Source organism: Nocardia sp. NPDC051832, assembly GCF_040681285.1.
In the GTDB taxonomy this organism is placed as follows: Bacteria; Actinomycetota; Actinomycetes; order Mycobacteriales; family Mycobacteriaceae; genus Nocardia.
Genome location: NZ_JBFAYL010000001.1, coordinates 1,447,135 through 1,472,902, shown reverse-complemented (window position 1 = coordinate 1,472,902; position 25,768 = coordinate 1,447,135). Strand labels below are relative to the sequence as shown.

Sequence of the window (25,768 nt, the reverse complement as noted above, 5' to 3'; positions counted from 1 at the left end):
GGCCTACTCGCCTGGCAATCCGGCCCGGAGGTGGGACAGCCGGGGAACGTCGAACCGGAAGATCGCGTCAGCCGCGTTGGTGTCATCTGGGGTGACACCGAGTTCGACCATGGCGAACAACGCCGGATTCCAGTCCGCTGGGCGGTCCCCGAGGGCGCGGATGTATTCGGCCAACCGCGTCCGCCGCTCGGCGGACAACAGCTCATCGCCGCAATTGCGCTGGAGTTCGTTCAACATCCGTTGGCCGGCGATGCGGCCGTGGATATCCTCGAGCTCACGCACCTGCAACGCCAGCGTGGCTGCGACACGGCCGGTCGCCGAGGGACGACTGACGTCGGCGAACCGCGCGAATGCGTCTGCAGCTTCATCGAATCGAAGCTGTAAGCCGAGTACTCGGCTGGAGTCACGCAGGTGCGGGGGATTCTCGCTGGCGACTCCGGAGGTCTGCGACATTCGGGCCAGTTGTTCGAGCAGTTCCCAGGAGCGGTCCAGTTCCAGGCAGGCCATGGTCTTCTTGCTCAGCCAGTGCAGAGCCTCGTACTCGGCGTAGGGGTGACCGTTGGCGCGGGCGACGTCGATGGACTTTGCCAGCCATTGCTCGGCGCCCGACGCATCGTAGGCCGCGAGGTGGGCCAGCCCGCGGTGCCCGTAGGCGCGGGACTGCACCTCGGGGTCGCTGCTCATCGCGGAGACGGCATCGCACAATTCGATGCAGCGGGCTGTGTTCTGAACCGGCCCGCACAAGGCGATCTCGGCTTTGAGGATCATCGCCTCGGCGTGGACTGGGTCCGATTCAGGGTGCACGGCGAGCAGTTCGTTCAAGACGCGGTCGGTATCGTCCCAATGGCAGGTCATCCGCAGATTCCGTGCCCACAAGAGTCGCACCTGCGCGTCCAGCGTGGCGGCCACCGGCTCGGTCGAGGCACACGCCAGCGCGGCCGCACACGCATCGGTGCTGGCCACGTGATCGCCTTCGGCGGACTGACATTCCGCGAGTAGCGCGTACGCCTGGAATGACGGAGTCTGCTCGACAGCGATCCTTGAGAGGTCCCGAGCTTTCGACACCGCACCCAAAGTGTATTGGCGGCGGGCCGCCTCCAATGCCAAAGCTCCTGCCTTCGAACGCTTCTCGGCCGCGACGGCGACAGCTGCGGCGCGGACCTGCAACTCGTCGTCCCAATTCGGTTCGGTCTCGAGGATTTCCAGCAATCGCGCGTGCTGCCGTCGCCAGCGTGGCGCGTTGGCGGCACCGCGGTCGCGCAGGATCTGCGCGAACAACGGGTGATGGATGATGTAGCGGTCATAACCGCCACGCGGGTCCGCGGGCCGGACCAAGCCGTGCTCGTCGAACAGAACGTGCAGCCGCTCGTACACGTCATCGAGATCCTCGCGAGCCAGCCGGGCCAGGTAGTCGACCTCGAAACTGAAACCGATCAACGCTGCTGTCTCCAGCAGCCGCTGATCCGTGCCGCTCAGATACGACAGCCGCTCCTCCAGCACTGCGGTGATCTGGCGCGGCGCCGATGCTCGGCCCCGATCATCGAGCCGGACAAGGGATTCGGCGAACAACGGGTTGCCCGCGCTCAGCCGCACGATCCGCGCGACCTCATGCATCGAGGCACCGGAACTACCCGCAGCTCGACGGACCAAGACCTCGGTATCGCCGGCCGACAATCGTTGCAGATCGACCATCGCGGTGTCAGGCAAGTACCGGCAGAGCCGGAACACCGCGCGCTGCAATGGATGCGACTGGTCCTCGGACCGAAGCTGGTCGGGCCGGTACGCCAAAACCAACACCAAAGGTCCACGCACACGCAGAGCGATCGTGGTGAGCAAGTCGATGGTGGCGGTGTCGGCCCAATGCAGATCATCGAGCACCATGAGCAACGGGCTCTCGGTCAGCACATCCTCGATGAAGCCCAGCAGCTGGTCGAGTCTGCTGTCCATCTCCAGCGTCTCAGGCCCGGATGCGGCGTAGGCCTGCCCTGTCTTCACACTCGCCGCCAGCAGCTGCCCTACCACGGGAACCGACTGCACCCAATCCGGAGCATTCTGGCGAAACGAACGCGCCACCCGGTCCAACCGCTCCCGCGAACCCGAACGCTCCACCGCGACAGTCAGCGAGCGCAGACACTCCCGGACAGCTTGAAAACTGTCCGACGCCAGCGAATTCAGCATCGCCTGGCCGTAACCGGCCAGCAGACCAGCCTCGCCATAGCGTTCGGCCGCATGGAAGGCGAAGTTGGCGAGAAGTCTGGTCTTGCCGACCCCGGCCTCCCCGCGCAACACGACCACCGAACTGCGCCCGGACTCGATCGCATGGTCCACGCGCTCCATCAACAACGCGAACTCGTCGGTACGGTCCACAAGCGGGGGCGGTGCCTCAGCGCGCGTCAAAACAGCCCCTCCCACTTATTCGACGATTTCCTGAATCGTAGTCCAGCAGTGCAGGATCCGCGGTGACAATCGTCTCTCGCCAGGCGTCGTGTATCCGTGTGGCGGTGCATCGCGCTCTCGGTCCGTGTGCGGGGGACGACATAGTGTTTGGACGGAGGCGTACTCCGCGCAGGGGCAGCCCTGCATGTGGAGACGATTGCCTGCACCATTGCGAGAACCCGTGCTGGCGGCCTACTTTTCGAAGAGCGCCGACAACCCGGGCTCAGCCCTGCGTGCGGGGACGACACCTACACCGGCGTCGACGACAGCGTGTGGCCGGGCTCAGCCCCGCGCGTGCGGGGACGACCCAATCCGTAGTAGAACCGCATGTCAGGAACGGGGCTCAGCCCCGCGCGTGCGGGGACGACGCACCCCAAACCTTCACGGTCGCGGCGTCACCGGGCTCAGCCCCGCGCGTGCAGGGACGACTCGTTCTGGATATCGACCGATCGACCCAGCGAGGGCTCAGCCCCGCGCGTGCGGGGACGACATCGGATCGAGCACCAGCGGCTGCCCGCAGCGGGGCTCAGCCCCGCGCGTGCGGGGACGACGGATGGTCGTCGTCGGGTTCGGTGGACCAGCCGGGCTCAGCCCGCGCGTGCGGGGACGACCGGGCGTCAGGCAAATGTCACCGGCTGGAAACGGGCTCAGCCCCGCGCGTGCGGGGACGACCTGTTTGAACTGGAGGTGTATCTAGCCGCCGAGGGCTCAGCCCCGCGCGTGCGGGGACGACTGGCCCGACTTCATGTGGATTGACTCGTTGCCGGGCTCAGCCCCGCGCGTGCGGGGACGACCTTCAGGTTGCGCAGATCTACGTCGTCGCACAGGGCTCAGCCCCGCGCGTGCGGGGACGACTTGATGAAAGCGGCCCCGATATCGGCCCAGGTGGGCTCAGCCCCGCGCGTGCGGGGACGACCAGCTCGGCGATCCGGCGTGTGTCCCGATCCTGGGCTCAGCCCCGCGCGTGCGGGGACGACTGCAACATGAGCACGTTGTCGTAGACCGGCTGAGGCTCAGCCCCGCGCGTGCGGGGACGACGAGAACATGCACACCGGCATGAGCGCCGGGGAGGGCTCAGCCCCGCGCGTGCGGGGACGACCGGTGACCGACCGCATCGCCCCTTCGACGCTGGGGCTCAGCCCCGCGCGTGCGGGGACGACGCCGCGTCCTCGGGTAGCGAGATGGGCGACAGTGGCTCAGCCCCGCGCGTGCGGGGACGACCGGGACTTCCTGGTCGAACTGATGGAAACCGAGGGCTCAGCCCCGCGCGTGCGGGGACGACGCCTTGGCCGACTCTCGGTGATCAGGTGTGTGCGTTGGCTCAGCCCCGCGCGTGCGGGGACGACCGTTTCTGGACCTACTTAAGCTCCAACTTGACAGGCTCAGCCCCGCGCGTGCGGGGACGACGCCCGCCAAGTCCAACGTCTGCAAGTACTGCGGGGCTCAGCCCCGCGCGTGCGGGGACGACGACGCCTTCGTCGCCCAGGATCTGTTGCTGGCGGGCTCAGCCCCGCGCGTGCGGGGACGACAATGTGCCATCTGCGGGTGTTCATTGCTGTGTGGGCTCAGCCCCGCGCGTGCGGGGACGACCGGAGCCTGTCCGACGACACCGTCCTCGACGAGGGCTCAGCCCCGCGCGTGCGGGGACGACTACCCGCACCTCGCCGGGCGCGCCGATCATCGGGGCTCAGCCCCGCGCGTGCGGGGACGACACTTCCTGACCAGCAGTTTCTCGCTCGAAAGGGCAGAAATTCATTCACTTTCGTCCACCACATCGGGCTTGCTCCGTCGGACGGCCTTGCGGTACCGGCTGGCCTTACTCCAACCTGCCCGAGCACCTGTGCTAGTCGTGTCGCCGGTGTGCGGACGGCGCATGAGATGAATTCCGTCGATATTGACAGGTTCCCATTCGTGGCGATGCACTTTGAAGGCGAGCCGTTGCTCAGATCGTGTGGAGTAGATCATGATCGCCCGACCATCTTTCGAGAGTTCGACCACGCGTTGCCAGGCCAGATCACGTACGCGGGCGGTCAGCACGCCTACGAACACGCCTGGGCTGATTTCCAGCAGCCATCGGGTCAGGTGACCACGCAGGCCGGCTGGGCAGGCGCTCAGGACCAGGACTACCACGGCAGTTCCTGCTCGTCGTAGGAGATCCCGCCGGCGACGTTGCCCTTTCGGTCCCAGAGTTCGACGACGTCGGAGTCCCAGGTGTCGGCCGCTTCGGGTTCGTCGGGCAGTAGCAGAGTGTGAATGTCCGTGCAGCAGCGCCCGAGTAGGCCGCCGGCATGGACCGCGTCACGGACGCTGCGGCGGGTCACCGCGCCGATGTCGTCGGGGGATTCCGCAGCGACATCGAAGGCGACCGGGATGGCGTACTCGGCTTTGTAGAGGTCGGCGAGGTCGAAGACGAACGAGCGTTCGTGCCCGGTGTGGACGAAGCCGAGGCCGGGCGCGCAGCCCAGCGCGACGATAACCGCGTGCGTGATGCCGTAGAGGCAGGTCGTGGCGGCTGAGAGTGCTTGATTGACCGCGTCACCAGCGTCGAAGTTGTTCGGGTCGTAGTTCCTCTTGTTCCACTCGATTCCGGTCCGCGCGGCGTGTTGGCGATACAGGCGTCGCACCCTTGCGCCTTCTTTGCCTCGGAGCTGTTGAATCGTGAGACCAGAGGTGTCCTCGTCGGGAAATCTCATCGCGTACATTGTTCGCGCGACACGAAGCCGCATCGCCTGGTTGGAGACTGCGGCTGCTTGGGCTTCCAGCAGCCGCGAGCTGCGGGCCAGTGAGCGGCCGTGAGCGTAGTAGCGCACGCCTTGCTCTCCGACCCACACTGCGGTGGAACCACTTTCGGCCAGGAGCATCATCGCTTGATGCGTCACGCGTGTGCCCGGCCCGAGGATCAGCGCACCCAGCGTCGCGGCAGGAATGTGCACCACACCGCGTTCGTCGGTGGCAGTGATCGCGTTGGCGTCGCGGTGTACGACGGCCCGTTCGAGATAAATGAAGCTGAGCCGGTCCTGTGCTCTTACCAATTCACCGATGCGGACTGGGCGAACTCCTGGGATCTCCTTCACTGGTTCGGCGCCAATGTCAGCAGTCCGCAACCGTATCCCTTGGCCCGGCCGATGCCCTGGATCAGTGTGGTGCGGAGCAGGTCGGCGTCGGTGACTTCCAGGACGCCTTCGAATGTGGCGGTGGACAAGGTGACTTTCCGGCCGCTCCGCATGAAAGTGCGGTTTTCCCGGCTGATGATGCGGACATCGTCTTCACGTTGGGTGGCGGGGCCCGCTTTGGTCAAACCGAATCCGGCACTGATTGTCTTGCGGTGCAACCAATCCAACTCCTGGTCGGCCTCGAGTGCAGTGACTTTCCCTCGGGCTCGCGCGGTCTCGGGATCGGATCTGTTCTTGACGTTGCGGACTGGGTTTGCGGTAAGTCTGAAGTGCCAGAGCTGTCCGGGAGTCAGTTTGTCCAGTAACTGGCCGTATTTGCGGGTCTCCCAGGCTCCGGTGGTTGGCCAGCCCGCCTGCTCGATGATGTGGGTGAAGTCCGGCGCGGCAGGGCTGACCACATACAGGTGTACATCGTTGCTGTTCTTGTCGATTCGCCACAGCAGACGTCCGTCGCCGAGGGCGTTGTCCAGTGTTCCGGGCGGGAAGGATTTCATCACCGCGCCGTGTGTGACATGGGGGGAGGACAGAAACTTCCTCGTCCCAGCTCGCGCCGGGTTCAGCGGCACACGCGACAGATACATCAGGCACCCCCGAATGCCGCGAAGGGGTTGTGCGCGGTATCGCGACCGAGTGGATTGGGCACCGCGACGTCCTCGCTGATCACAGTCCGCCATCCGTATTCCCGGCGGATCGGGTCGAAGCTGAGCGGGACATCACGTACCTGGTCAGCCAAGGCATCAGCGGGGTCCTCGGGGCAGCGATCGCGAAAGATTGCCAGATGCATCGTTGTGGACTGTTTCTTGCGGTACCAGTCGGCGGCGGCCCAAGTGCTGGCATCCCTCAACACGGTTTTCAGCGGTTCGTCTCGGATCTCTCCCAGCACGAGCGCGTCGGTCGCCGGGCACGATCGTCGCCCGAGGAATAGCGGAAATTCCGGGCGCGCCAGTGCATCCCGGATGCCTTCCAGTAGGCTCGTATCGCCTTCGATCCCGGCCACGAACACCGCGTCGGCGAGGTAATAGCGTTGCGAGAGCGGATATCGCGTGCGTTCATCGAGACTGACCGCGACTTGGAAGTCACGGATCAACCGGCCGGGCTGGTCGATCCGGACTCCGAATCCCAGTCCCGATAGAGCGTCTTCGATTGGGTCGGTGCGGCGATAACCTTTCGCCGAGGAGATCAGGCCGATGATCCCGCTCTTGGAGGGATACTGCTGGGTCTCGCGGCGTGCGAACCGGCTCGCCACGCCCCAAGATTGCAGGGGCGCAGCGAGTTTGAGCTGCAAGACGCTCACGATCGACTGCCGAGTGCTGCGGTCACCTTCTGCCCGACCGAGGTCACGATGTCGGTGAACGGTGCCGGGGTGCCAAGTGCTGACAGTTCACCCGCGCCGTCGCCAAGCGCGACGAGAAAGTTCTCCGTCGAACCGTCCCCGTAGTTCTGCTCGACCGATTGCAGGCGCGCGACGAGGGCTTTCGTCGCGATGGTTGCTCGCGCCGAACCAACGGCGTTGACCGGTTCTTCGAACGCGCCGACCAGGTTCACCGGCTGGTCGGTGCGCACGCTGATGAGCACGACTTCGGGCAGTGTCCGGTTGGCGAAGGTGTTCTGCTTTCCAGTGGGCATGCTCTTGACGAACGCGATGAGGAAGTTCTCGATGGCGCGCACGGTGGCGGTGTCGTCGCCGAGGTTGTCCCGCAATGCTTTCACGCTGACGGTGGCGTAGCGGTAGAGGGTAGAGGAGTTGAACTCCACATAGCCGAGCATGCCGGCCCCGGCGTTGTGGTCGGGAGCGCGGTCGTCCACTGCGGTGAAGTAGTCGAACTCGCTGCTGACCTGGTGCACACTGATCGCATGTGCGACTTGCGCGGCAGCCTCCACCTTGAGGTCGTTGGCATCGGCCACCATCCGGCCGAACAAAGCGACATCGATGCTGTTGTCGCCCTGGGCGGCGGCGCTGGCGGCGGCTTTGTCGATCGGCGTGTCCCCGTCAGCCGATGCGATCGCGAGTTGAGCTAGCCGATCGATCTGGGAGGCGCTCAGAAACAGCAGATACTTAGACTGTTCTGGCTCATCGTCAGGGTTTTGTTCACCCTTTTTAGCGCGCTTGGGTTTTTCCAGCTCGATCTTCGCGGCCTTCAACGCCGCGGCTGCCAGCGATTCCGGATCCGGCTGGCTCGGGTCCAGGGTGCTGATCCGTGCGGCGACCAGTTCGACGACGCGTTTGGTGCGCACACCCAGCGTGGCCGGATCAAGCAGCTCCTTGAACATTTGCCGAGTAGCGCGTTTCCACGCTTGGCTCGACACTCTCGCGCGCGGAACTCCGCCGTAGACAGCGCTTTTCGGGCTTCCGGTGTCATCGCGGTTGATGTTGCTCGGCGGCACTGTTTGGAGGATGTGGACGTCGATGAACAATCTTGTCACCGGTCTTCGCCTTTCGGTGTGGTGGGGTCGTGGGCCGTAGCGTCTGAATCATCGATCTTTGTGCGGTGGTAGTCGCGTCCCCAACGCAGCAGAACCTGGTCGGCGGTGTTGCGGTGGTCGAGCTGGCGCAGATCCCGCGCCAGAATTCCGTAGTCGATCGCGATCGTGTGGGCGCGGAGTTGGCTGATCAGTCCGCGCAGCAAGGTCAATCGAGCGTCGTGCCGGTCGGTGGTCCCCAAAGCTTTGAACCGTCGAAGCACCCCTTCCTCGGAGGTGCGGAAGCCCAGGATGCGCAGTGCGGCGCCGAGGCTGACTCCGCGCCGGTGCATGGGCTCGGTTCGGGATTGCTGATGCCAGGCGTGCAACGTGATGGCGTCGTGGGCGGCCTGCTCCCATTTCGTTGCGACGCCGTCACGCTCGGCGGAGGTCGTGTACGAGGGATCGGCCAGAATCTCTGGAAGCCCTGCCAGGGTCAGATCCCACAGAGCGGGGTTGCTTCCCGCTCGTGAGCCGACTCCGCGGCGAAGCTGTGCCAAGGCTGCCACCGCGACTGCTTCATCGGCTGAATACCGCCGTTGCACCGTTGACACTCGTGCCACGACGAACTCCGACAGCGCCCGATCTTTGGTCGGCACGTCCGGTATTGCTGTACTCACGCCGCATTCCCTTCGTCATCAGCGCGCCGGGGATAGGCGGCCGGAAGCAATTTCCGCAAACGACCGCCGAACCAGTTCGCAGCCAATCCGGCATCGAGCTGCTTGCCATCGACCAGCCTCCCGAGCCGGGCAGGTCGCCCGGCCCACGAGATCAGGTCGTCACCGGCGGATTCGAGGACGCTACGGACTCGGCGCTGCCACTCGTGACCGGCGGCCTCGATGTCTCGACCAGGCTGGAGTGCGGACAACCAGGCGCGAAAGTGCCACTCCAATGCGAAGTAGCCGTCTTCGCGGGCCCTGCTGCGCGCACCATCGGGGACACCGCCTGCAGCGAGAACAAGGTTTGTCGCTAGTGAACCCAGTGCATCGACTGCGCCGTCTGCGAGATCGACTGCTCCCAATGCGGCGATCCGCACTTCCGGATCAGCAGCCAGCAGGGCAGCGCGGAATCCCAAACTGTCGTCGATGATTTCGCCGACGACGGACTGGTTGTTGATGTACTGCATCCCGACTGCGTGTAGCCGTATCGGGTGGTCTTCGGCGAGTGCGGCGTGGTCGAGGAGGTAGCAGGCCCACTCGAGCAGGGCCGGTGCGATGGGTCTGTCGATAGTGGAGCCGGAAGTGTGGATCTGGCGGATCAAGGAGGTGAAGCCGCGCCAGAGCGCACGTTCAGGGTCGTGGGTGATCGGGTAGTGGCGTGGCTGCCCGGCCTTGGCGGATTGGATTTTGCTGTAACGCCAGCCGGTCATCGGCTCGAGGTTTTGCCAGTTGAACGGTTCGAGCGCATCACCGTTGCACAGCACCACGCCGGTCACGTCGCTGCCATTGTGTACCAGCCGAATTCGTCGGCTCTGCCACGTGCACAGATCCGCGGGGCCGGTGGGCGTGCGGCCCGCGACGACGGCGGGGCCGTCGGGTTCGCGCTCCCAGGCCGGCAGGTCGTTGTCGCTGAAGGGTTCTTCGTTGATGTCGCACAACACCAGGTTCAGCAGCAAGGTCTCGCGAAGGTTCGCCCCTTCCAGGAACACCCCGCCTAGGTTTCCGGTCCAAGCGACACCGATCGGGTAGCCCTTCCCGCCCTTTACTCGCCGATCCCCGACCGCGCCGGTCTTGATCCCGGACGGGTCGAAGCTGTGGGCGTGCACCACCCAGCGCGCGGCCTCGCCCGGAGCGATCCGATCGATACTGGCGCCCGCTCGCGTGGTGAAGTACTTCTCCCCGTTGGGCACATCGGCGATCAAACGGTCCAATGAGCTGACTGCGTCCTTGTCAGAGCGAAGCCCGGCGACCTGGAAGAACGGAGTCTGGGGATCGAACAGCTGAAACCGGGCACGGTGTTGTTCGAGATATTTGTCGATCTCGCCGGTCGGCAGTGCCGAGTCCTGCCACAGCTGACCCCAGGTCGCCGCGGGTGAACCGGTTCTGTCTTTGATGCTGCGACGTAACACAGCCAGCAGAAGTCGCAGGATCGCGAATCCCTGTGTCGGAACTTCGCCGGTGATACTGGCTAGGTCGTGCGCCCGGTGTAGAACTTCTCGCAGAGACCCTTCTCCTAGTCGACCACCACTGTCCAGGGTCGGGATCCATGGGTCGTCGATCAGGTCGAATTCCAGGCCGTGCTCAGCCATGGTTGTTCTCCATCCGCTCGATCCGCAACCCGACAATGTTGTCGTAGCGCAGCACATGCCCCGCCACGATCGCCGATCCATCGGCGTCGAGCTCCAAGACCAGTTCCCCCGCGAGCCAAGGTGATTGCTGCCAACCTGGGTACCAATTCTGCTCCAGCGTGGCGATCGCCGCGCTAATTTGCTCGTAACGTGTCAACGACGCGGGCAAGCGAATCGTGCAGCCTGCCAGTGCTTTGGCCAAGGCCGGCGACGGTGGTCCTTCGGTGGGGACCAGACGGCCACCGAAGACCGGGACCGCGTCGAGTGCATACACCGAATCACCATCACGGCGCACCACGATCGCTTCGATCGTGTCCTCGCCATCACGCACCTGCGCCTGTCCGCCGGTGCCGTCCACGTCCGGGGCGGCCGCGGACAACCACCCGTGCAAGGTCGTCTTGCCTGTGGAAGGACGCCCCAACAGGTACGTTTGCGCGCGGCTGTGCTGCTTGACGTTGAATGCTTGCCACTTCAACTCAGCAGCCTCGACCGCAGAGGCCCACCCGGGCGGAACGGAAAAGGATTCCGCGTATCCAGCGGCGACCAGCGCCGGGATGTCGCCCGGAATCCGGATCGGGCCGTCGTGGCGGTCCAGCATCGCGGCGGCCCGCAGCAGGCGCGCTGATCCGTACACTGCCGCAGCCCCTTTGTCCGGGACCGGGACCTGGCCGGACCAATCGGCGCCGCGAATCAGACACCGAGCGACCGCAACTGGGGCTGGCCGGGCACGGCGTTGGTGACGATGCAGCCGGCCGATCCGCTGTAACAGCAGATCGATCGGTGCCAGATCGGTTATCAACAGATCGACATCGATGTCCAAGGACTGCTCGATCACCTGGGTGCCGACCACCACGAAACGCTCCGGACGCTGCGCCTCACCAGGGGGGCCGAGCAACGATCGCAACAGATCCTCACGCTGAGCACGGTGCACCGAGACGAATCGGGAATGCAGCAACAAGACTTCCTCGTCAGCGAACCCCGCGATCTCACACAGTGCGGTAAAGACCGCCTGCGCTCGTGCCACGGTGTTGCATACAATCCCCACCACCCCCCTGCCGCCGCGCAGCGCATCTTGCACAGCAGCCAATACAGCGGCGATATCGTCATCGAGACGCTCTACGCGCACCTCGCAGGAACGCCCCGAGGGCGCGATCGGTTCAGGCTGGACCGTCAGCGGCCACATCGTGACGCACGGATAGCTCGCAGGTGTCGCAACCTCATCGTTCGACTCGACTCCCGTCCTACCACAACGATAGGCCGTGATTAGCGAAATGCGTTGGGAGGGAGGCAATGTCGCCGACATCAAAACGACCGGAACACCGTAGGCGCCCAACCATTCCAGGCAGCGCTCGAGATAGGTCGACATGTAGCGGTCGGCGGCATGAACTTCGTCGATCACGACCACCTTGTTGGCCAACGCCAGATGACGCAGCATCACATGCTTGGTCTTCAACGCCGCGCGCAGAATCTGGTCGATGGTGCCGACCACGATGTTGGCCAGCGGTCCCTTCTTGCCGACGAACCAGGAATGGGCAACGACCTCCTGGTTCTCACAATCCATACCGATCGCAGCGAACCCGTTGCGCCGCAGCAGGGTGAAGGTTTCATTCAATGCGGCCTTGCCGTGCGCCAGAAACATGCTGCCCGCCGAGTCCGGCAACTGCTGGGTCCATCGATGCACCCGATCGAACATTGCGTTCGAGGTCGCCATCGTCGGCAAAGCTACGAACACACCACCCAACCCGAAACGCCGCGCCAGCACTTCCGCGGTCAGCAGCGCGGCTTCAGTCTTGCCTTCGCCCATCGGGGCTTCGACGATCATCAACCCCGGCTCGACCATGGACTTCGCCAGCCGCAGACACTCGACCTGCAACGGCCGAATACGAGCGTCGGGCCCGAAATCGAAGCGCTGCCCGAACAACTCCTGCCCAGATACCTCGGTTGCCGGATGCCACGGCGCCGGCAGTCCGAGCAGATCCCACGCAACCGCAACCTCCGATTCTGTGGTTCTCACGGTATTCAATGGAAAAAGATCCTGGTTGCTGGCGATCCAGTCCGATGCGATCACCGCAGCGGTCAACAGCACCTGTACCGGCAGCGGCAGCGGCACCGAGCTCCAGTCCGCTAAACGGTCTCGCGCACCGACGGATTCGGTGACATGAGCAACCAGTTCCTCACGGCAACGAGCCCATTCGTCCGCACCCAGGAGTTCCCTCTGGTGCGGGGCATCGCGGGAATCCTGTCGAGTGGGCGGCACCCCATGATGGCTGGCCACGACAACCGAGTACGTCGACGCAATACGACGATCCCAACCACGTTGCAAGAGAAACACATTCATCGCGACCTCGCCCGCAAGCCCGTGCGGAAGGGCGCGACGGTTCGCTGGCACACCCCGAGAGCTCAATCCGCAGGCATGCATCCGATCCGCCAACTCCTGTACCTGGCACGCGAAGGCCACGCTGAGCTTTCCCACGTCGTGCACTCCCGCCAACCAGCGCAGAAGCACACGTCCGTCATCGATCCCTCCCGGCAGGACTTCTGACACCACCTGCTTGGTCCTGTCCGGCAGCCAGTCATCCCACAGCAGACCGGCGACCACACTGGAGTCGAAAAGATGTTGCGTCAGCGACATACTGCCGCCATCGCGATCACTCTTCGCCCACGCAGATTGTGTTGCATCAGAAAGCATTTCAGTCCCATGCTGATGGTTCGACACGACCCTGCTCGATGCCTCGGCAGCGTACAGTGACCCACCGACAAGATCCCCCGAACGAGGAACGTCGCCCGCATGGATGTTCAACAACTCCGCAAGGGGACTCCGCTGGTCGCAAAAGTCGCCCTTTAGTTTCGTATTCCGCATCCCGATCGGGCAAAGACCTCGGCGGCCTACTCAACTTTCCGACGCCACCGACCGTGGCCACTACGCCCCGTCAACCTTGTATCCCAACAAAAGTGAACAAAATCCAGAGCGATGGGCTACAACACCCCTGCTAAACAAGTGTCTTCCCCGCACGCGCGGGGCTGATCCCGGCGTGCTCGGCCGCCGCGCCGTGGTGGTGACGTCTTCCCCGCACGCGCGGGGCTGATCCCCGCCAGTTCGCGTACCTCCGCGGGCAGCGACTGTCTTCCCCGCACGCGCGGGGCTGATCCCGGGTGGCCTTGACCAGTCGGGCAGCCGACGATGTCTTCCCCGCACGCGCGGGGCTGATCCCTGCTGGTAGGCGAAAAAGATGTTGTCGAACAGGTCTTCCCCGCACGCGCGGGGCTGATCCCGCGGTGAGGTCTTTGACGGTGTGACTGCAGATGTCTTCCCCGCACGCGCGGGGCTGATCCCGACGGTGATCGAGGGCGGCACGCGGCACGCTGTATAGCGACGTCACCCAGTACACGTTCCGGAAGAAGGTCGCGACGTTGATCGCCGAGGCGTCGGATTCGAAGACTGCCGCGAAGCAGTTGGGGCACACCCGTGACGGAGTCACCGAGCGCCACTACATCGCCTCGCCTGAGCAGGCGCCCGACTCATCGGCTGTGTTGGACCAGGTTTTGGGCGGGCTACCTGCCGGATGAATCATTGGTGCGGAATTCTTGCCGTATTTTGCTGACGGCCGAATGTGACGGGTGGAACGAAACAGCCCCTGACCAGAATGACCTGGTCAGGGGCTGTTTCTTGCTCCCCCATCTGGACTCGAACCAGAAACCTGCCGATTAACAGTCGGCTGCTCTGCCAATTGAGCTATAGGGGATTGCTTGGCGGGCTCGTCCGTGCTGGGCGGGCCGAGATGAAACTTTAGCGCACGGTTGGGCCCGTTCCCAAATCGCGGGTCTACCTGGGGGAATGTCTGGTTTGGGGCGGTTGGGCGGGGGAGGTGCGGGGCTGGTGAGTCGCGGGGTGGGTGTTCGTGGGTGGGGGCTTGTGAGCAAGATTACGCTCGGGTGGGTAGGGGGTATGGCGGCGGGTTTCGGCGTGGGAGGGGAAGGAGTTGCCGACGCGCCCTGGGCGGATCGACAGTTGTCGGTGGCTTCGGGCAGGATAGGGGCGCGCACAGGCGAATTGGGAGGAGCTCTACGAGATGCTGCGGTTGATCATCGGCGTCGCTGCCGGGTACGTGCTCGGGACCAAGGCTGGGCGGGTCCGGTATGAGCAGATCAGCGCGGCTACGCGCGCGGTCACCGGGAGTCCGGTGACGCGCAAGCTGGTGCAGGTCGGGCGGCAGAAGTTGTCGGACAAGCTCAGTACGCGGCCGCAGTTGGAGCCGATGGAGCCGTTGGACGAGCGGACCACGGTGCTGGTGCCGCACGATCAGTTGCGTCGCTGAACCTCGCTCCGCAACAGAACAATTCGTCACCGCACAGCTGAATGTGGCAGTTCACAGCTGCGGTCGAATGTGTGGAGTGACCCTGCACCTTGTGTAGTGAGAGGTGTCGTGGGAAGCCTCCCATCTGGGACCAGAAACCTGCCGATTAACAGTCGGGGGTTCGGCCGAAATGCCAGCCTGGTTGTACAAGGAATCTGCAACCGGAGCCAGGGCGGGTGCCGTTACGCTGGCCGCATGTATGCGGGAAATTGCCCGGTTTGTGGGCGAAATGACCAGTGCCAGAAGGCTTCTGCGATCTTCGCGGCGGGGACATCGCGAGGGCGGGGATACTCCTACGACAAACGGCGTCGCCGTAAGACCGCTGTGTCCATTCAAACGGCGCTGGCGAAGCAGCTCTCGCCACCCGTGCTAGCACTGGATGGAACATACGTGGCCCGGATGATCTCGTTGACGATTATCGGGCTGATCCTGCATGGTCTCGGTTATCTGGTGCTGTCCGGGTTCGGGGCGTCGGGGGCGGCCAGCGCCTTCGGGCCGCTGTTCGTATCGGGGTGGCTGCTGATCCCCGGCGGGATACTGACAGCCGTCGCGGCGGTGCGGTACGCGTTGTTGAAGCCCGATCTACCGCGGCGGCGAGCGATGTGGCAGGTCTGGAACAACCTGTACTTCTGCGCCCGTGACGATGTCGCGTTCGTGCCGGGCGGATCGCCGTTTCATCCCAGTCAGCTCCCGGGCTTCATGGCCACGACCACCGGTCCTTTCGCCGGCATCGTCACCGTCCGCGCCTGATGCGGCCCGTCAGCCGGCGGCGAAGTCGTCGGAGTTGCCCATGGCCTGGGTGAGCAGGCTCTTGCGGTACTGCTCCAAGGCGACGAGATCGCCGAACAGGGCCATGTAGGCGTCGGTCTGCTCGGTCGAGGACAGCCGCTGGAGGCGGGACTTCAGTTCCGCTACCTGACGCCCGACCCAGGCTTCCTGAGCGCGCGCCAGCACGCCGGTGATGAAGCGGGGGATGTCGTTGGCCGACTTCACCGGGAGCGGCTCGTTGGCGAGTTCGGAGACGAACGCGTGCAGGGTGAGATCCTCGGCGTTGTCGGTGACGGCGCTGACCCATTCCGCGCCGCCGAGCCCGCAGGACGCGCCGCCGGCTTCGGCGATCATGGCTCGGACCGCGATGTAGGCGGGGTGGGTGAAGGCTTCGGCTTCCAGGGAATCGAAGACGGGGCCCGCGATCGCCGGGTATTGCAGCGCGGCACAGAGCACTTGGCGTTGCGGGAGCAGCACCGGATCGTTCGGATTCGGGCGTGCCGCAGGGTGTTCGGTGACCGTGGGGGAGGGCGGGGCGGTCGCGCCGCGGGCAGGGGTGCGGGCCGGCGCGCCGGTGCGGGCGCGCTTGGCTTCCTCGCCGACGCGGCGAACCACGGACTGGATGTCGTCCCAGCCGACCCACCCGGCCAAGCGGGTGGCGTAGGCCTTGCGGGTGGCGTTGTCCTTGATCTGCGCGACCACGGGCACGGCGCGGCGCAGCGCCTCGACCTGGCCTTCGACCTGGTCCAGGTTGTGGTCGGCGAGCAGGCCGCGGATCACGAACTCGTACAACGGGGTGCGCCGGGCGATCAGGTCGCGGACGGCGCTGTCACCGGAATGCTGGCGCAGCTCGCAGGGATCCTGGCCGTCGGGTGCGATGGCGATGTAAGTCTGACCGGCCAGCCGCTGGTCGCCGCCGAAGGCTTTCAGGGCGGCGGCTTGACCGGCGGCGTCGCCGTCGAAGGTGTAGATGATCTCGCCGCGCCAGAAGTTGTCGTCCATCAGCAGGCGGCGCAGGATCGCCATGTGCTCGTCGCCGAACGCGGTGCCACAGGAGGCGACAGCGGTTTTCACACCGGCCAGATGCATGGCCATGACGTCGGTGTAGCCCTCGACGACGACGGCCTGGTGGCCCTTGGCGATATCGCGCTTGGCGTGGTCCAGGCCGAAGAGCACCTGGGACTTCTTGTACAGCACCGTTTCCGGGGTGTTGATGTACTTGCCGGGCATGGTGTCGTCGTCGAACAGCTTGCGCGCGCCGAAGCCGATGACCTCGCCGCCGAGATTGCGGATCGGCCAGAGCAGACGCCGGTGGAACCGGTCGATGGGACCGCGTTTGCCCTGCTTGGACAGGCCGGCCGCTTCCAGCTCCTTGAACTCGAAACCCTTGCGCAGCAGATGTTTGGTGAGGGTGTCCCAGCCGTCGGGGGCGTAACCACAGCCGAACTGCTGGGCGGCGTTGCCGTCGAAGTTGCGATCGGTCAGATACTTTCGCGCGGCCTCGGCCTCGGGTTCGCGCAGCTTGGCCATATAGAACTCGTGCGCGGCGGCGTTGGCGGCGACCAGGCGGGCACGGGTGCCCCGGTCGCGCTGCACGGAGGTGCCGCCACCCTCGTAGTTGATCTGGTATCCGACGCGATCGGCCATCTGCTCGACGGCTTCGACGAACCCGATGTGCTCGATCTTCTGCAGGAACTTGTAGACGTCGCCGCCCTCGCCACAGCCGAAGCAGTGGAAAACGCCGATATGGGGACGCACATGGAAGGAGGGCGACTTCTCGTCGTGGAAGGGACACAGCCCCTTCTCCGAATCGGCGCCCGCGCGTTTCAGAGCGACGTACTCGCCGACGACGTCCTCGATCCGAACCCGTTCGCGTATAGCCGCGATATCGCGATCTGGGATTCGTCCGGTCACGGCAAGAGTCTAGGCCAATCGATCACCGACACGCCCATCGGCTGCGGGCGAGCCCACACCGCGCGAGCCGTTCGCGGACCACGCCGGCGGCATCCGTGTCATCGGCGTTGCGCTGCAACGAACTCCGGAGCGAGGCAACTCTTACACTGTCGAAACTCCCGGTGGCGGACGGCTGCGTACTGTGAAAATGGCTGTAATCGCCGGTTACCTGCCGAGCTGGGCGGCGACCCGCTCGAGTCTGCTCTCGGTGTACGACGCGATCTGGTCGACCACCACCCGGACGCGGGCGGTGTCGTCATCGGCGGCTTTCCACCATGGCAGCAGCACCGGGTCGAGACTGTCGGGCGCGGAGTCCAGCAGGTAGGCGGCGACGGCCAGAATCTGTTCGCGTTGCAGGTCCTGGCGGCGGCGATGGACGACGTCCGACATGACGTAGTGCAAAGCGACCGTCTTGAGCATCGCGACTTCGGCGGCCACTACCGCCGGGACCTCCAAGTCGGCGGCGTAGCGGGTCAGCGGGCCGGGACCGGCGACCGCGCGGGTCGCGGTGATGGCGGCGGTAGCGAAGCGGCCGACCAGCTCGCTGGTGAGTTGTTTGAGTGCGACGGAGCTGGCGAAACTGGCGTCATAGTCCGCGGCCGCGGCGACCACCGGTAGATCGGAGAGCCGATGGGCGGCGGCGATGAGCTCGTCGACGGAGAGCGAGGGATGGCGGTCGTGCCCGAGACGGGCCAGCTCCGCTTGCACCGGCGGATCACTGAGACCGCGGAGGTCGATGCGGCCCGCGATCACCCCGTCCTCGACATCGTGCACCGAGTAGGCGACGTCGTCGGACCAGTCCATGACCTGACATTCCAGGCTCTTCTTGCGATCCGGAGCTCCCGCACGGATCCAGGCCAGCCGGTCGGTGTCGATGTCGTAGGCGCCGAACTTGGTGCCGGGACCAGTTCTGGCCCACGGGTATTTGATCGCCGAGTCGAGCGCGGCCCGGGTCAGATTCAGACCGGCGCTGCTGCCATCGGGAGCGAGGACCTTGGGTTCCAGCCGGGTGAGGATGCGCAGGTTCTGCGCGTTGCCCTCGAATCCGCCGTGCCGGTCGGCGAATTGGTCGAGTGCTTTCTCGCCGTTGTGCCCGTAGGGCGGGTGCCCGATGTCATGCGCGAGCCCGGCCAGATCGACCAGATCCGGATCGCAGCCCAGCCCCTCGGCGATACTGCGCCCGATCTGCGCGACCTCGATCGAGTGGGTTAGTCGGGTGCGCGGGGTGTCGCCGTCGCGCGGACCCATGACCTGAGTCTTGTCGGCCAGCCTGCGGAACGCGGCGGAGTGCAGCACGCGGGCCCGGTCCCGGGCGAACTCCGTGCGATGCCCGCCTTCACGCTCGGACGGCCACAGCGCGGCGGTCTTGGGGGCGGCGGCGACCATCCGCTCCCGGTCGTGTGCGGTATAGCCGTAGCCACTGCCCGCAGGTCGCTCGAAAGGGTCGGCCATCGAATATCACTGCCCCGCTGTGTATTTGAAGTCGGCGGAGAAATGCGTCAGCTGGTACCAGAGCAGCGCCCCGGTCTCCCGGGCGATCCCGTGCGCCTGGGATTCGCGGGTGTAGACCGCGGGCCCGGTGCGGGTGGGCGCGGTCCAGGCGTGCAGGCCGGCGTCGCGCGCCATGGTGCGGGTGCGCAGCGAATGCCAAGGGTCACTGACCAATACCGCCGAAGACAGCTCGCGCGCCTGCATCGCCTCGGCCACGGCTTCGACGCTGCGCAACGTGTCCGAGCCGGTTTCCACCGCGAGAATCTGATCCCCGGGGACGCCCCGGGTTTCGAGGTAGTTCTTGCCGGACGCGGCTTCGGTGTACAGGTCGCCCTCTTGTTTGCCGCCGACCGTGATCACCCGCGGCGCGACGCCGAGCTTGAACAGCTTGGCGGCCTGATCCAGCCGCGCCTCGAACACCGACGACGGCTTCCCGGAGTACTGCGCGGCGCCCAGCACCACGATGGCGTCGGCTTTGCTGTAATCCTCGATCCGCGCGACCTGCCACACCCGGAACGCGGTGCCGCCCACCAGCACCAGCCCGATCAGCACCGTGCCGAGGATCAACCGTCGTAGCCACCGCGCCACCCCGGCCCCGAACCCGCGCGGCACACCGGCAGCAGGAGCCGTACCGGCTCCAGAAGGCAAGGTTGGCGAACTCACGCATCCAAGTCTGCCAGCATCAACCGACACCCCGACCACCTCGGCCGCCCGAACCGGCGCAGAAGTGGGACATGACCGTGGCAAACGTCGAGTGCGGCACTCGGTCATGTCCCGGATGTCACCAGCCCCGGGCGCGCCAGTCGGGGAGCTGGGGGCGTTCGACGCCGAGCGTGGTGTCGTCGCCGTGGCCGGGGTAGACGACGGTTTCGTCGGAGTAGCGGTCGAAGAGTTTCGTGGTGACGTCGGCGTAGAGGGTGTCGAAGTCGGCGGGGGTTTTGGTTTTTCCGAGGCCGCCGGGAAAGAGGGAATCGCCGGTGAAGAGGTGGGTGCGGCCGGATTCGTCGGTGAGGGCGAGGGCGATCGAGCCGGGGGTGTGGCCGCGCAGGTGCGAGACCTCGAGGCGCAGCTCGCCGATCTCGACGGTGTCGCCGTCGGCCAGCAGGCGGTCGGGCTGGACGGGCAGGGGCGCGGCGTCGAGTTCGTGGGCGGCGGTGGGGACGTCCAGGGCGGTGGCTACGTCTTTCAGGCCCCACCAGTGGTCGGGGTGCTGGTGGGTGGTGACGATCAGGGCCACGCGGCCGGGTGCTTCCTGCTCGATCAATTCCAGGATTCGTTCGGGTTCGTTGGCGGCGTCGATGAGCAGGGCCGGGCCGGAGACGCACTGCACCAGGTAACAGTTGTTGTCCATGCCGCCGACGGACATCTTGATGATCCGGGCGCCGGGGAGGTCACGCTGCTGCGGATTGCTGTCCGGCGACACGTGGCCGGTGTAGGGACGGTCGATCGTCGTCATTCCCGCAGCCTATCCAGTTAGATTCAACACATGCAGCTGCCATGGAGCCGCCTCGCCCGCTGGTCTGCTTCACTCCTCGTCAGCGTCTTGCTGGCCTGCCTGACGCTGCTGAGCGCGCCGGTCTCGGCGGCGCCGCCGGGGCGGATGGATGCCTACGTCGTAGACGACGCGAAGGCGCTGGATCCGGGGCAGCTGGAGCGGGTGCGCGCGGCGGTCGAGCAGCTGTACACCGATCATCAGGTGCGGCTGTGGGTCGACTACGTGCCCGATTTCGGCGGGCTCGGCGCGGAATCGTGGGCCGAACGCACCGCGCGCGAATCCGGTTTCGGGCGCCGGGATCTGCTGCTCGCCGTGGCGACCGAGTCCCGCGATTACTGGTTCTACGGCGACCTGCCGAAGGGCGTCTCGGACGGTGAACTCGACGACCTGCTGACCGGCAAGGTCGAACCGGACCTGCATCGCGACCAGTGGGCCGACGCGGGCATCGCGATGGCGAACGGGCTGGGGTCGGCGATGAGCGGGGGCGGCGGCACGGGCGGCGGTCGCATGGTGCTGGTGCTGTGGGCGCTGATCATCCTGGGTGTCCTCGGTTTCGGCCTGTACTGGCTGTTCCGCCGCAAACAGCGCCGTGACCTCAGCCGAGCGCAACTCGACGCCGCCCGCAAGCTGGATCTCGGCAACACCGCCGCCCTGTCCGCGTTGCCGCTGGAAACGCTGCACCAGCGCTCCCGGGAAGCGCTGGTGGACATCGACAATGCGATCCGCACCAGCGCCGAGGAGCTGGAGATCGCCACCGGCGAGTTCGGCCCCACCGCGGTCAGCCCGTTCACCAATGCCTTGGCGAACGCGAAAGCGGCGGCGTCCAAGGCGTTCTCGATCCGCCAGCAACTCGACGACGAAATCCCCGAGACGCCCGACGAACAGCGCACCCTGCTGGTCGAGCTGCTCAGCACGGTCGGGCGCGCGGACAAGGAACTCGACGCCCGGGTCGCCGAATTCGATCAGATGCGCAGCCTGCTCATCAACGCGCCGAGCCGGCTGGACACCCTGACTCAGAATGTCGTCGACTTGACGGGGCGGATCCCCGCCGCCGAAGCCGAACTGGCGCGGCTGACCGCGGCCCAGCCGGCCAGCGTGCTGGCCCCGATCCGGGACAACGTCGGCATGGCGCGCGAACGAATCACCTTCGCCGAGCAGAACATCGACATCGGCCGGGACGCGCTCGTCCAGCCGGTCGGCAAACAGGGCGCCGCGGTTCCGGCGATCCGATCGGCGGAAGGCGCCCTCGGCCAAGCCCGCACGCTGCTCGACGCGGTCGTCAACGCGGGCACCGATATCGAGCAGGCCCGGGCCGGATTACCCGGGGCCCTGGCCGAATTGCGCAAAGACCTGGCCGACGCGTCCGGCCTCAGCGCGCACGGTGGCGCCGAGCTGACCGCCGCGGTCAACAGCGCGCAGCAGGCCCTGGCCAAAGCCGAATCCACCGGTGCTGCCGACCCGCTCGGTTCCTTCCACGACGTGGTCGCCGCCGACGGCGACCTGGACCAGGCGATCGCCGCCGCCACCGATCGCAAGCTGGCTGCCGAAGACCTGGCCCGCCGCCTCGACCAGGCGCTCACCGACGCCCGCTCGCGCGTCCAGCAGGCGAGCGACTACATCAGCACCCGCCGCGGCGGCGTCGACTCGAACGCCCGCACCCGGTTGTCGGAGGCGCAACGCAATCTCGATGCGGCACAACAACTCAGCGCCACCAGTCCCGCCGAGGCCCTGCGCAACGCGCAGTCCGCCGCCGATCTGGCCGGCCGCGCCTTACAGGAAGCCCAAGCCAGCGTGCAGGCCTGGGAATCGAGCCAAACGCAGTACAGCGGCTCCTACGGCCGTGGTCCCTTCGGCGGCGGATTCGGCGGCAGCGGAGCAGTTCTCGGCGGCATCCTGATCGAGGACATGCTCCGCGGAGCGGGCGGTTACCGCCGCTCCGGCGGTTCGGGCGGCTGGAGCGCGGGCTCCTACGGCGGCTCGGAAGGTTCCCGCCGCATCAGCCGAGGCGGACGCTTCTAGCTCCGGCCCCGCGTGTGCGCGCCCTTGCGTCAGACCTCGACCGTGATCGTGTGAAAACCGGTGGGGCCCACCGGGAACGGCGGCCGTTCGAGACCGTCCTGCGTCTGACCAGAGCGGCTGATCGCACGCACCTGCACGGTGTGCGCACCGGCGGGCAGTTTCAGGGTGGTGCGCCAGCGCCGCCACGAGGACGGCGACAGTTCGGCGCCGAGCTCGACCGGCTGCCAGTCCTCCTGGCCCACCCGGATTTCCACCGCGTCGACGCCGTGCGGCGGCGCCCACGCGACGCCGGCGACCGCGGTCGTGCCCGCGATTTCGCGCCCGGGCAGGGTGCTGTCGATGCGCGCGTGCGGGTGCACCCGCAGCAGCTCGCGGGTCCAACCGCGCTTCACCCAGTAGTCGGAGTGACTGTCGTCGGCGAGTTCCAGCTCGGTCAGCCACTTCGCGCCGGTGTACTGACCGTAGAGGCCCGGTACGAACACCCGCGCCGGGAAACCGTGTGCGGGAGTGAGGGGTTGGCCGTTCATGCCGATCACCAGGTAACCGGGCAGCTCGCCGGAACGCAGCGCGTCCAGCGGCAGGGAGATCGTGTACCCGTCGACCGCCCGCGTCACCAGGCGGGTGGCGCCGGCGTCGGGGATCGCGTGCTTCAGCAGATCCGCCAGCGGCACCCCGAACCAGCGCGCGTTACCCGCGCGGCCCTCACCGGCCCGGTTGTGCACGCACACCATCACCGCGTCGAATTCCACCGCGTCCGCGATCAATTCGTTCATCGACAGCCGAAGCGTGTGCGCGACCATGCCTTTCACGGACAGCCGCCACCGCTCGGGATCGATGCGTGGTGCGCGCAGACTCACGTCGGCGACATACATCTTGTGCGCGGGCGTCATCAGGGCCGACAGTCCGGCCTCGCCTTCGAGCCCGTCCTCGGGCGCGGCGCCGAGCGATCCCATCGCACCCAGGCGGCGAATCTGTTTGTCCTGCTTGCGATCATGATCCTGCTGCAAGGTATTCGCGGCGGCGATCAGCCCGGCCCCGCCCAGCGACCACCCCAGCACGCCGAGCAGGCCTCGTGGCCGCTTGCGCAGCCCGGCCCCGAGCACCCCGGACGCGGCGACCGCGCCGAGCACGGTCGAAGCCGATCGGGTCGGCTGCCGGGTGGCGAGCGCCCCGGCCGCCATCCCGACCGCCGCGGCGGCGGGCAACCGCACCCGGCCGGGCAGCGCGCCGAGCGCGGCGGTCGCCGCCACCACCCCGGCCCCGACACCGATCCGGGTGGCGGCCTTGTCGTGCCGGCCCGAGATCACGACGGTCGCCTCCACCACCGGAATCGGCGCCGTGTCGATCAGCACCCGCCCGATGGTGTCGATCAGCGACCCGCCGCGCGCCGCGGCGACCACTTCACCCAGCCCCAGCGCCGCCAGGCCGACCGCGGCCGCCCCCACGACTCCGCCCTTGTTCCGATCCTCATCCGTCCGCACTGCCCGCACACCCGCTTCCGCTGATCGACCTCGCATGGCTACCCCGCATTCTCCACCAATCCAGGCCCCGGCCAAGCCCTTTCACCCGCTAGCGCAGGTAGGCCCGGGCCACCGTCCGGTGTAGTAGCCCGGCCACCGTCGTCACCGGCCGCTGATCGGCCGGTCCGGAGTCCGCGACCGCCGCCAGTACGCCGTCGTCGACCATCTGGTGCACGGTCTCCACCGGGACGCCGCTGGCGGCGCAGCGGGAGGCGAGAGCCTCGAGTGAGCGCAAGGTGGAACTGCCGTAGTCGACCGCCTCGACCAACGCCAGTGCCAGGCCGAGCCGCGCTTGCAGCAGCGCGTCATGGCGGGCGCATTCGTCGTCCGCTGGTGGATGCACGCGCTTCCCTCCGTCGCCGTCCCGCCTTCCTGCTGCACGACCCTATGAGGTGGCGTATATCCGTTCGCTATGGGGCAGCGCATTTGGTGAGGTGTCACAACATCTTTCGCGCGCCATGTGGCATCGCACGGGGTTCGGCCGTGGCGGCCGGATAGCTGGATCGTGCACGCTAGCGTGAGGCAGTTCCGCTGCCATTGGCGTGCGGGAAGGGAGTCACCGTGTCCGCTACCAGCTCGTATCCGTCGGATCTGACGATGTCCGGTCAACCTGTCACCTCGTCGCTCAAAGACGTCCGGACCGTGTCCAAGCGCATGGTCGGGCACTTCCTGGAAACCGTGGTCCCGTGCCGGACGCTGCCCGGCGAGGCGCTGAACGGCGACGTGACCACCATTACCCGGGTCTGCCTGGAGCTGGCGGTGAGCATGCTCGACGGCTCCGACATCCCCGGCAAGACACAGCAATTGGCGCACACCGCCGCGGCCTGGGCCCGGGAGGGCATCCCGATCGACACCATCCATCACGCGGTGCACGAGGGTTTCAAACTCGGATTCGACCTGGTCCTGACGAACGCGACCGCCGAGGACTTCGACAGCCTCAAGCTGCTCAGCCGCCGGCTCATGGAGGTGCTCGACACCATCACCTCCACGGTGGCCCGCGCCTACGTGCGGGAACTGCGCACGGTCGTCAGCGAGCATCACACCGCGGCGCACACGCTGACCTCGGCGCTGCTGAGCGGGCACGCGAACTCCACGATGGCCCGCGAGTGCGGCATCGAAATCGCCGACGAGTACCAGGTTTTCGCCCTCGCGCTGGGCGCCCACCCCGACGAGCGGAACCCGACCCTCGACCGTGAGGTCGTCGGCCGCCGCAAACTGCGCCGCGTGCAGGCCGCCCTGGCCACCCGCTTCGGTCAGGCCGTGCTGTCGTTGCTCAGCGTCGACGGCGGCACCGTGCTGCTGCCCGCGTCGCTGCTCGCCGGGGCCGAGCTCGACGAACTCGTCGAGGAGCTGGCGCGCGCGGCGCAGGCCCCGCTGACCGCCGCCGTCGTGCTCGCTCCCGCCGCCGAGGTGCCCGAGGCCGCCGACCGCGCGCATCAGGTGCTGGACATGGTCGCGCGCCTGCAAGGCCCGCCCAAGCTCTACCGCTTCGACGACCTGGCCCTGGAATATCAGCTCACCCGCCCCGGTCCCGCGCTGGATTATCTGCATACCCTGCTCGATCCCCTCGAAGAGCACCCGGATCTACTCGAAACGCTGCGCTGCCACATCGCCAACAATCTCAACCGGCAGCGCACCGCGCGGTTGATGCACGTGCACACCAACACCATCGACTACCGCCTCAAACGCATCAGCCAGCTCACCGGTCTGGACGCGACGCAGGCCTCGGGCCTGTGGTACCTGCGTTCGGCGATCGTGGCCCGCAGCTACCAGCATCAGCCCACCCGGCGTACGGAACAGGCGAGCTGAAC

At 66.5% G+C, this 25,768-nt stretch carries 19 protein-coding genes, 1 tRNA gene and 2 CRISPR repeat arrays; of the genes, 4 read left to right on the top strand and 16 right to left on the bottom strand.

Features of this window, described 5'->3' with window-relative positions; translation table 11 throughout:
- Positions 1-3 precede the first annotated feature (3 nt).
- The 10 genes from AB0M14_RS06545 to AB0M14_RS06500 form a co-directional block, all read right to left on the bottom strand.
- Positions 4-2,397: an AAA family ATPase gene (locus AB0M14_RS06545; protein ID WP_364989525.1), complete on the bottom strand. Its 2,394-nt coding sequence runs from the start codon at positions 2,395-2,397 to the stop codon at positions 4-6.
- Positions 2,398-2,565: 168 nt separating this feature from the next.
- A CRISPR array of direct repeats spans positions 2,566-4,148; the repeat unit is 28 nt; unit sequence GGCTCAGCCCCGCGCGTGCGGGGACGAC.
- 40 nt (positions 4,149-4,188) lie between these two features.
- Entirely contained in the window at positions 4,189-4,566 is a 378-nt protein-coding gene (gene cas2e, locus AB0M14_RS06540; RefSeq protein WP_364989522.1) for a type I-E CRISPR-associated endoribonuclease Cas2e, read from the bottom strand.
- A complete protein-coding gene (gene cas1e / locus AB0M14_RS06535; RefSeq protein ID WP_364989519.1) occupies positions 4,560-5,468 on the bottom strand; it encodes a type I-E CRISPR-associated endonuclease Cas1e in 909 nt (302 codons plus the stop codon). The genes cas2e and cas1e overlap by 7 nt, the downstream gene beginning before the upstream one ends.
- Before the next feature lie 38 nt (positions 5,469-5,506).
- A complete protein-coding gene (cas6e, locus tag AB0M14_RS06530) occupies positions 5,507-6,190 on the bottom strand; it encodes a type I-E CRISPR-associated protein Cas6/Cse3/CasE (protein WP_364989517.1) in 684 nt (227 codons plus the stop codon).
- Positions 6,190-6,903, bottom strand: a complete 714-nt coding sequence (cas5e, locus tag AB0M14_RS06525; RefSeq protein ID WP_364989514.1) for a type I-E CRISPR-associated protein Cas5/CasD — start codon at positions 6,901-6,903, stop codon at positions 6,190-6,192. Before cas5e ends, cas6e begins: the two co-directional genes overlap by 1 nt.
- Positions 6,900-8,033, bottom strand: a complete 1,134-nt coding sequence (gene cas7e, locus AB0M14_RS06520) for a type I-E CRISPR-associated protein Cas7/Cse4/CasC (RefSeq protein ID WP_364989512.1) — start codon at positions 8,031-8,033, stop codon at positions 6,900-6,902. Before cas7e ends, cas5e begins: the two co-directional genes overlap by 4 nt.
- Entirely contained in the window at positions 8,030-8,689 is a 660-nt protein-coding gene (casB, locus tag AB0M14_RS06515; protein ID WP_364989509.1) for a type I-E CRISPR-associated protein Cse2/CasB, read from the bottom strand. Before casB ends, cas7e begins: the two co-directional genes overlap by 4 nt.
- Positions 8,686-10,317: a type I-E CRISPR-associated protein Cse1/CasA gene (gene casA / locus AB0M14_RS06510; RefSeq protein ID WP_364989506.1), complete on the bottom strand. Its 1,632-nt coding sequence runs from the start codon at positions 10,315-10,317 to the stop codon at positions 8,686-8,688. The genes casB and casA overlap by 4 nt, the downstream gene beginning before the upstream one ends.
- Positions 10,310-13,045: a CRISPR-associated helicase Cas3' gene (gene cas3 / locus AB0M14_RS06505; protein WP_364991356.1), complete on the bottom strand. Its 2,736-nt coding sequence runs from the start codon at positions 13,043-13,045 to the stop codon at positions 10,310-10,312. Before cas3 ends, casA begins: the two co-directional genes overlap by 8 nt.
- Positions 13,046-13,356: 311 nt before the next feature.
- Positions 13,357-13,690: direct repeats of the CRISPR family, unit length 29 nt; unit sequence GTCTTCCCCGCACGCGCGGGGCTGATCCC.
- Positions 13,691-14,026: 336 nt separating this feature from the next.
- Positions 14,027-14,099: transfer RNA gene (locus AB0M14_RS06500), tRNA-Asn, on the bottom strand.
- Positions 14,100-14,426: 327 nt separating this feature from the next.
- Between AB0M14_RS06500 and AB0M14_RS06495 the strand changes: the two genes are divergently transcribed.
- Together AB0M14_RS06495 and AB0M14_RS06490 are read left to right on the top strand one after the other, a co-directional pair.
- Positions 14,427-14,672, top strand: a complete 246-nt coding sequence (locus tag AB0M14_RS06495; RefSeq protein WP_194819166.1) for a hypothetical protein — start codon at positions 14,427-14,429, stop codon at positions 14,670-14,672.
- A 429-nt stretch (positions 14,673-15,101) separates the two neighbouring features.
- Positions 15,102-15,461: a hypothetical protein gene (locus AB0M14_RS06490; protein WP_364989501.1), complete on the top strand. Its 360-nt coding sequence runs from the start codon at positions 15,102-15,104 to the stop codon at positions 15,459-15,461.
- 9 nt (positions 15,462-15,470) lie between these two features.
- Here the strand turns inward: AB0M14_RS06490 and dnaG are convergent, their stop codons facing one another.
- The 4 genes from dnaG to AB0M14_RS06470 all read right to left on the bottom strand — a co-directional run bounded on the left by dnaG (position 15,471) and on the right by AB0M14_RS06470 (position 20,379).
- A complete protein-coding gene (gene dnaG, locus AB0M14_RS06485; protein ID WP_364989499.1) occupies positions 15,471-17,393 on the bottom strand; it encodes a DNA primase in 1,923 nt (640 codons plus the stop codon).
- Positions 17,394-17,597: 204 nt separating this feature from the next.
- On the bottom strand, positions 17,598-18,884 hold the full coding sequence (locus AB0M14_RS06480; protein ID WP_364989497.1) for a deoxyguanosinetriphosphate triphosphohydrolase: 1,287 nt from the start codon (positions 18,882-18,884) through the stop codon (positions 17,598-17,600).
- 6 nt (positions 18,885-18,890) lie between these two features.
- Complete coding sequence (locus AB0M14_RS06475; protein ID WP_364991354.1) at positions 18,891-19,535, bottom strand: YdcF family protein; 645 nt, start codon at positions 19,533-19,535, stop codon at positions 18,891-18,893.
- Between the two features lie 169 nt (positions 19,536-19,704).
- Positions 19,705-20,379: an MBL fold metallo-hydrolase gene (locus tag AB0M14_RS06470; RefSeq protein ID WP_364989495.1), complete on the bottom strand. Its 675-nt coding sequence runs from the start codon at positions 20,377-20,379 to the stop codon at positions 19,705-19,707.
- 30 nt (positions 20,380-20,409) lie between these two features.
- Between AB0M14_RS06470 and AB0M14_RS06465 the strand changes: the two genes are divergently transcribed.
- Positions 20,410-22,437, top strand: coding sequence for a TPM domain-containing protein (locus AB0M14_RS06465; protein ID WP_364989492.1), 2,028 nt, complete (start codon positions 20,410-20,412; stop codon positions 22,435-22,437).
- Positions 22,438-22,466: 29 nt separating this feature from the next.
- On the opposite strand, the gene AB0M14_RS06460 is transcribed toward AB0M14_RS06465, so the two are convergent.
- On the bottom strand, positions 22,467-23,918 hold the full coding sequence (locus AB0M14_RS06460; RefSeq protein ID WP_364989489.1) for a molybdopterin-dependent oxidoreductase: 1,452 nt from the start codon (positions 23,916-23,918) through the stop codon (positions 22,467-22,469).
- 88 nt (positions 23,919-24,006) lie between these two features.
- On the bottom strand, positions 24,007-24,300 hold the full coding sequence (locus tag AB0M14_RS06455) for a hypothetical protein (protein ID WP_364989487.1): 294 nt from the start codon (positions 24,298-24,300) through the stop codon (positions 24,007-24,009).
- A gap of 254 nt (positions 24,301-24,554) precedes the next feature.
- Here AB0M14_RS06455 and AB0M14_RS06450 point away from each other — a divergent pair, with 254 nt between their 5' ends.
- Positions 24,555-25,766 carry a helix-turn-helix domain-containing protein gene (locus AB0M14_RS06450; protein WP_364991352.1) on the top strand — a complete coding sequence of 404 codons (1,212 nt, stop codon included), beginning with the start codon at positions 24,555-24,557 and terminating at the stop codon, positions 25,764-25,766.
- Positions 25,767-25,768: the final 2 nt, after the last annotated feature.